This is a genomic window from Streptomyces sp. NRRL B-24085 (genome assembly GCF_001282115.1).
Taxonomy (GTDB): domain Bacteria; phylum Actinomycetota; class Actinomycetes; order Streptomycetales; family Streptomycetaceae; genus Streptomyces.
Genome location: NZ_LJBR01000412.1, coordinates 1 through 6,343, shown reverse-complemented (window position 1 = coordinate 6,343; position 6,343 = coordinate 1). Strand labels below are relative to the sequence as shown.

Genomic DNA, 6,343 nt, shown 5'->3' with positions numbered 1-6,343 from the left:
GGCGGGGACGGCTGCGGGACCGGGGGCCCCGGCTGCGCCGGTACGGCCGGCATCGTGGGCACCCCGGAAACCGGTGGTGCCGCGCTGCTCTTCGGCGGGTGTGTCACCGTTTGACCTCCCCCATGGTCATCCCTCGCCGCAAGTATCGCTGCCGGGACCGACATCCGCACCGGGCTTCACTCGATCTTGATCGGATCGCAGCGGACTGCCTGCCGGCGGCTCCGCGTTCTGCACCACCCCTTGCCCATGAATACGCCGCCGGAATCGGTTCGGTTCCCCCGGGGGCGCGTAGGGTCGACGTCGTGCGCGGGGTACGTGTGGTGATGATCGGCGGAACGTCTCATACCGGCAAGTCGACGGTCGCCGAGGCGGTCGCCGGCCGGCTCGGCTTCGAGCACCGCTCGACGGACCTGCTGGCGAGACATCCGGGGCGGCCCTGGCGCACGCCGGAGCGGGAGGTGCCGCCGCACGTGGCCGAGCACTACGCGACGCTCGGCGTCGACGAGTTGATCGCCTCGGTCCTCGCCCACTACGAGCGGCTCTGGCCGCGCATCGAGGAGCTGGTCAGGGCGCACGCCGGCGCGGGACCCGGTCTCGTCCTGGAGGGCTCCGCCCTGTGGCCGGAGCGGGTCGCCGCGCTGGACGTCCCCGGCACGGCCGCCGTGTGGCTCACCGCCGGCGAGGACGTCGTACGCGCCCGGATCCGGGCGGGCGGGCGCTACGGCGAGGCGTCGGAGGCGGAGCGCGCGCTGATGGACACGTTCCTGGCCCGCAGCGTGCGGTTCCAGGAGCTCGTGGTGGCGGCGGTCGACCGGCTGGGACTGCCCCGCGTGGACGTCGGGGACGGCATGTCCGTCCCCGACGTGGCCGACGCGGTGCTCGCTCAGACCTCGTAGTACGCCCGCACCCTCGCCTGCACCTCGGGGGGCGCCCCGGCCCGGTCCAGGCCGAGGAGCGCGGCGCCCAGCACCGGACTCGCGGTCACCACCCGGGGCACCGCCTTCGGGGCGCGGGCGGCCAGGAGCTCCCGTACGCCGTCGTCCAGTTGGGGATGGCGGGCGGCCAGGACGCTGCCGCCGAGCAGGACCGGGGTCTCCTCGTCGAGGAGGTCGAGACGGGTGAGGGCCACCGTCGCCATGGACACCACCTCGTCGGCCAGGCGGTCGACGAGCGAGCGGGCCACCGGGTCGCCGGCGGCGGCCGCGGCGAACAGCACCGGCGTCAGTTCGTGACGGCGGGCGGGGGCGATCTCCTCCAGGTGCAGGGCCTCGATGAGGGCGTACATCGACGGCAGCCCGAAGTGCGCGGGCAGCACGCGCGCGAGCTCGGTGTCGGCACCCCGTCCGTCCTCCGCGCGGGCCGCGTGCCACAGTGCCTCCTCCGCGAGACCCCAGCCGCCGCCCCAGTCGCCGGAGATCCGGCCGAGCGCGGGGAAGCGGGCGGTACGGCCGTCGGGGCGCATGCCGACGCAGTTGATGCCCGCGCCGCACACCACGGCCACCCCGCGCGGTTCGGTGGCCCCGGCCCGCAGGATCGCGAAGGTGTCGTTGCGGACCTCCACGTCCGGGCCCCACGCGCGCGCGTGCAGCGCCGCGGTCAACTGCTGCTCCTCCACCGGGAAGTCCGCGTTGGCGAGACAGGCCGAGACATGCCCGACCGCGCTCACCCCGGCCGCGGCGAAGGCCCGCCCGACCGCGTCGGCGACGACGTCCACCGCCTTCTCGACGCCCACCACCGGGGGCCGGAACCCGCCGCCGCGGGCCGTGGCGAGGACGCTTCCGTCGGCCGCCACGACCGCGACGTCGGTCTTGCTGTTGCCCGCGTCGACGGCGAGGACGCTTGCGGTCAGGCCCACGCGAGATGCTCCCGGTTGTGTGCGATCAGTCGGTCGGTGAGGCCCTCGGCGTACGCGTACTGGCCGACGAGGGGGTGGGCGAGGAGCGCCCTGAAGACCCGGTCCCGGCCCCCGCGCAGGGCGGCCGTCAGCGCCAGGTCCTCGTACGCGGTGACGTGGGCCATCAGTCCCGCGAACAGCGGGTCCACGGCCGGTACCGCCAGCGGGGTCGGTCCCTTCGGGCCCACCGCCGCCTGCACCTCGATCACCGCGTCGTCGGGCAGGAAGGGCAGCGTGCCCCGGTTGAGGGTGTTGACCACCTGGTAGGGGCTGCCGCCCCCGCCGAGCAGCCCGGCGGCCAGGTCCACGGCCGCCTCCGAGTAGTAGGCGCCGCCCCGCTTCGCGAGCAGCTCCGGCTTCTCGTCCAGGGCCGGGTCGCCGTACATCCGCAGCAACTGCTCCTCCATCGCCGCGACTTCGGCCGCCCGGGACGGCTTGGTGCCCAGTTCCCGTACGACCTCGTCGTGCGCGTAGAAGTAGCGCAGGTAGTACGACGGGACCACGCCGAGCCGGTCGAGGAGCGCGCGCGGCAGGTGCAGGTCGCCGGCGATCGCCTCGCCGTGCTCGCCGAGCAGCTTGGACAGGACGTCCTCGCCCTCGGGGCCGCCGAGCCGTACCCCGGTCTCCCAGGTGAGGTGGTTGAGGCCCACGTGGTCGAGGTGGACGTCGGAGGGGGTCACGCCGAGCAGCCCGGCGAACTTCCGCTGGAAGCCGATCGCCACGTTGCACAGCCCGACCGCCTTGTGCCCGGCCTGGAGCAGCGCCCGGGTCACGATCCCGACCGGGTTGGTGAAGTCGATGATCCAGGCGTCCGGGTTGGTCCGGCGGACCCGTTCGGCGATGTCGAGGACGACCGGCACCGTCCGCAGCGCCTTGGCGAGGCCGCCCGCGCCGGTGGTCTCCTGGCCGACGCAGCCGCACTCCAGGGGCCAGGTCTCGTCCTGCAGGCGGGCCGCCTGGCCGCCGACGCGGAGCTGGAGGAGCACGGCGTCGGCGCCGTCCACGCCCGCGTCCAGGTCGGACGTGGTGACGATACGGCCGTCGTGGCCCTGCTTGGCGAAGATGCGCCGGGCGAGCCCGCCGACCAGCTCCAGGCGCTCGGCGGCCGGGTCTACCAGGACGAGTTCCTCGACGGGCAGGGTGTCGCGCAGCCGGGCGAATCCGTCGATGAGTTCGGGGGTGTAGGTCGAGCCTCCGCCGACCACGGTCAGTTTCATGTGGGGTTCAACCCTTCACTCCGGTCAGGGTGACGCCCTCGACGAACGCCTTCTGCGCGAAGAAGAACACGAGGATCACGGGGGCCATGACCAGCACGGTGGCGGCCATGGTGAGGTTCCAGTCGGTGTGGTGCATGCCCTTGAAGGACTCCAGGCCGTAGCTCAGTGTCCAGGCGTTCTGGTTCTCCGAGGCGTAGATCTGCGGGCCGAAGTAGTCGTTCCAGGCGTAGAAGAACTGGAAGAGCGCGACGGCCGCGATGCCGGGCTTGGCCATCGGGACGACCACCCTGAGCAGGGTGCGCAGGTCACCGCAGCCGTCGACCTTCGCCGCGTCCACGTACTCGTTGGGGATCGTCATCAGGAACTGCCGGAGCAGGAAGATCGAGAAGGCGTCCCCGAACGCCATCGGGATGATCAGCGGCCACAGCGTGCCGGACAGTCCGAGCTGCTTCGCCCAGAACAGGTACATCGGGATGATGACGACCTGCGGCGGCAGCATCATCATCGAGATCACCAGCATCAGGGAGAGATTGCGGCCCCGGAAGCGGAACTTGGCGAGCGCGTACGCCACCGGGACCGACGACACGACCGTGAGGACCGTTCCCAGTCCCGCGTAGACCAGCGTGTTGCGCCACCAGGTCAGGAAGCCCGGGGTGTCGAAGACCCGCTGGTAGTTGCCCCACTCCCAGGTGTGCGGGATCAGGTCGCGGCTGAGGGCCTGGCTGTCGCTCATCAGCGAGGTCAGGAACACGAACACGAAGGGCAGCGTGAAGAAGAGCGCGGCGGCGATGCCGAGGGAGTGGACCGCCACCCACTCCAGGAGGGCCCGGCGGCGGGCGGTGCGTTCGGCGGGCGAGTCCGGGGTCTTCAGCTCCACCGGCCGGTCGAGTACCTGGGTCATGGTCAGTCACCTGCCTGGATGAGACCGCCCCGGCGCCGCATCAGGAACGCGGTGAACACCATCGACAGGGCGAAGAGGACGAGGGCGACGACACACGCGGAGCCGTAGTCGAAGCGCTGGAAGCCGAGGTTGTAGACGAGCTGGGGGAGGGTCAGCGTGGACTTCTCCGGATAGCCGGGCTCGAACTGCGTGCCCGCGCCCTGGATCACCCCGGAGGCGACCTTCCCGGCGATCAGCGGCTGTGTGTAGTACTGCATGGTCTGGATCACGCCGGTGACGACCGCGAACATCACGATGGGCGAGATGTTGGGGAGGGTGACGAACCGGAACCGCTGCCAGGCCGAGGCCCCGTCCAGCTCGGCCGCCTCGTACTGCTCCTGGGGCACGTCGAGCAGCGCGGCCATGAAGATGACCATGAGGTCGCCGATGCCCCACAGGGCGAGCAGGGTGAGGGCCGGCTTCGACCAGGTGGGGTCGTTGAACCAGCCGGGGGCCGGGATGCCGACCTTCTCCAGGATCGAGTTGACCGGTCCGGTACCGGGGTTGAGCAGGAAGGCGAAGGCCATCGTGGCGGCCACCGGCGGGGCCAGGTACGGCAGGTAGAAGAGCGTCCGGAAGACGCCCGTCCCCGTCTTGATCTTCGTGATCAGCATGCCGACGCCGAGTCCGAAGACCACCCGCAGGGACACCATCACCACGACCAGCCACAGGGTGTTGCGCAGGGCGGGCCAGAAGAGCGGGTAGTTCTCGAAGACGTAGGTCCAGTTCTTCGTCCCGCTCCAGACCGGCGGCCTGAAGCCGTCGTAGTGCATGAACGAGAAGTAGACCGTGGAGATCAGCGGATAGGCGAAGAAGACCGAGAAGCCGATCAGCCAGGGGGACATGAAGGCGAGGGTCCGCAGCGCCGACCGGCGGCGCTTCGAGGCGAGCGTGATCGTCGCGGCCATCACTTCGCCTGCGCGATGTCCGTGTCGATCTGCCGGGCCGCGTCGGCGAGGCCCTTCTTCAGGTCGGTGACCTTGCCGCTCTCGTAGGCGTAGCCGAGGTCCTGGACGGTGGTCAGGTAGACACCGCCGTTGATCGAGGACGGGGCGGTCGTCGAGTGCGGGTTCGCCGCGATGTCGAGGAAGGTCTTGAAGCGCGGGTCGTACTTCAGCTTCGGCGACTTGAGCGCGGCCAGCGTGGACGGCACGTTGTGGATGTCGTTCGAGAAGCCGACGACCGCGTCCGTGTCCGTGGTGATGTACTTCAGGAACTCCCAGGCCGCGTTCTGCCTGGTGCTGTTGGCGGCGATGCCGGCGATGGTGCCGGTGATGTAGCCCTTGCCGTACTGGTCGGCCTGATCGTCGGGGACCGGCAGGGGGGCCACGCCGATGTCGAAGCCGGGCTTGGCGTCCACGGCCATGCCCAGGCGCCACTCGCCGTCGAGCTGCATGGCGACCTGGCCGGTCTGGAAGGGGTGCTTGGGGCCCCACTCGTCGCCGAGGCCCGCGCGGTACTTCTCCAGCTTCCGGTAGCCGCCGAGTTCGTCGACGAGCTTCTTCTGGACGGTGAAGGCGGCGGTGACGGCCGGGTCGGTGGCGATCGTGGACTTGCCCGAGGTGTCGAAGTAGGTGGGCGAGAACTGGCCCAGGTAGTGCTCGGTCGTGGTCTCCCAGCCGTGGTAGTTCGGCATGAACCCGAGCTGCTTGTACGAGTCGCCCTGGGTGATCGTCAGCTTCTTGGCGTCCTTCTCGAACTCGGACCACGTCTTGGGCGGGCTGGTGATCCCGGCCTTCTCGAACGCGGTCTTGTTGTAGTAGAGCCCGTAGGCGTCGCCCAGCAGCGGCACGGCACAGCGGTCGCCGTCGAACTGCGTGTACTCGTTCATCGCGGCCGGGAAGGTCTTGGCCGGGTCGATCCCCGACTTCTCGAAGAACGGGTTCAGGTCGACCAGCGCGCCCGAGGAGCAGAACTTGCCCACGTTGTTCGTGGTGAACGACGAGATGACGTCCGGGGCCTTGCCGCCGCCCGTGCGCAGCGCCTGGTTGATCTTGTCGTCGGTCATGTTGCCGACGACGTTGACGTGGATGTTGGGATGCGCCTTCTCGAAGCCGGCGACCAGCGTCTGCACGGCCTTCACCTCGGAGTCCGCGCTCCAGGCGTGCCAGAAGTTGATGGTCGTCTCCTTCGACGCGTCGTCGTCGGCGCCGGAGGAGGACTGGCCGGTGCACGCGGTGGTGACGAGCACCGCGGACGCGGTCAGGGCAAAAGCCGCTTTTCGGGCGGACGAGGGTATGGCTGAGCGCATGGCGGGGTCTCCCAGGGACGGGCGGTGAGATGGGGTGGGTG

At 70.4% G+C, this 6,343-nt stretch carries 6 protein-coding genes; 1 reads left to right on the top strand and 5 read right to left on the bottom strand.

Going from position 1 to position 6,343, the window contains the following annotated elements:
- Positions 1–302 precede the first annotated feature (302 nt).
- Positions 303–896, top strand: a complete 594-nt coding sequence (locus AOJ26_RS35000) for a hypothetical protein (protein WP_234358751.1) — start codon at positions 303–305, stop codon at positions 894–896.
- Here AOJ26_RS35000 and AOJ26_RS34995 read toward each other — a convergent pair.
- Genes AOJ26_RS34995 through AOJ26_RS34975 form a run of 5 tightly spaced genes read right to left on the bottom strand, consistent with a single transcriptional unit; the run spans position 884 to position 6,302 of the window.
- Positions 884–1,855 (bottom strand): N-acetylglucosamine kinase, encoded by a 972-nt coding sequence (locus AOJ26_RS34995; protein ID WP_053852389.1) that lies wholly within the window; start codon positions 1,853–1,855, stop codon positions 884–886. The two genes, AOJ26_RS35000 and AOJ26_RS34995, sit on opposite strands and share 13 nt — an antisense overlap.
- Entirely contained in the window at positions 1,846–3,111 is a 1,266-nt protein-coding gene (locus AOJ26_RS34990) for a 6-phospho-beta-glucosidase (protein ID WP_053852388.1), read from the bottom strand. Before AOJ26_RS34990 ends, AOJ26_RS34995 begins: the two co-directional genes overlap by 10 nt.
- Before the next feature lie 7 nt (positions 3,112–3,118).
- Complete coding sequence (locus tag AOJ26_RS34985; RefSeq protein ID WP_053852387.1) at positions 3,119–4,012, bottom strand: carbohydrate ABC transporter permease; 894 nt, start codon at positions 4,010–4,012, stop codon at positions 3,119–3,121.
- A 2-nt stretch (positions 4,013–4,014) separates the two neighbouring features.
- Positions 4,015–4,959 (bottom strand): carbohydrate ABC transporter permease, encoded by a 945-nt coding sequence (locus AOJ26_RS34980; protein ID WP_053852386.1) that lies wholly within the window; start codon positions 4,957–4,959, stop codon positions 4,015–4,017.
- A complete protein-coding gene (locus tag AOJ26_RS34975; RefSeq protein ID WP_053852385.1) occupies positions 4,959–6,302 on the bottom strand; it encodes an ABC transporter substrate-binding protein in 1,344 nt (447 codons plus the stop codon). Before AOJ26_RS34975 ends, AOJ26_RS34980 begins: the two co-directional genes overlap by 1 nt.
- Positions 6,303–6,343 lie beyond the last annotated feature (41 nt).